Raw genomic sequence first — 507 nt, 5'->3', positions numbered from 1 at the left:
GGTCAGGTTGCAGCGGAACACCTTGCCCGGCCGGATCCACGCCGTATCCGCCAGGGCGTTGGCGGGGGCCAGGTTGAGCACCAGTTCGGCGTTGTCGACCAGGTCGGTGTCGGAGGATCCGAGGACGAGGACCCGCCAGGGCGTGGTGAACGGCGTGGTGACGGTCGAGGTGGTCTGCACGGTGCCGCTGCCGCGGGCGGTCTTCTTCATCAGGTACGTCTTGCGGGTGTTGCTCAGCCCGGAGACAGAAGTGAGCATCCCTCGCGGGTAGTTGACGCGGAAGGACTCACAGATGCAGGCGCGCAGACCGCTGTTCAGGGGGACCAGCACAGGCATGTCGGTCAGGGGGCCGACGTCCGTGCCGGAGGTGCCGGTGGAGGGGATCGCGTCCGGCGCGACGGGCGTGTACACGCCTTCGTCGCGGGCGCTGTGGACCAGGGTGCCGCCGGGGAACACGAAGCTGGTCAGCTCGTCGGAGATGGTGGCCTTGCCCGTGCCGAGCAGTGT

General features: G+C 68.6%; 1 protein-coding gene. It reads right to left on the bottom strand.

What is annotated here, in order from left to right:
• On the bottom strand, nt 1–507 hold a 507-nt coding region (locus tag TN53_RS42150), incomplete at both ends, for a glycoside hydrolase family 97 N-terminal domain-containing protein (RefSeq protein ID WP_046264197.1).

Origin of the sequence: Streptomyces sp. WM6386, from assembly GCF_000972385.1 — a bacterium.
Taxonomy (GTDB): Bacteria; Actinomycetota; Actinomycetes; order Streptomycetales; family Streptomycetaceae; genus Streptomyces.
The sequence above is the reverse complement of the archived record's forward strand: the minus strand, read 5'-3'. Positions and strand labels throughout refer to the sequence as shown.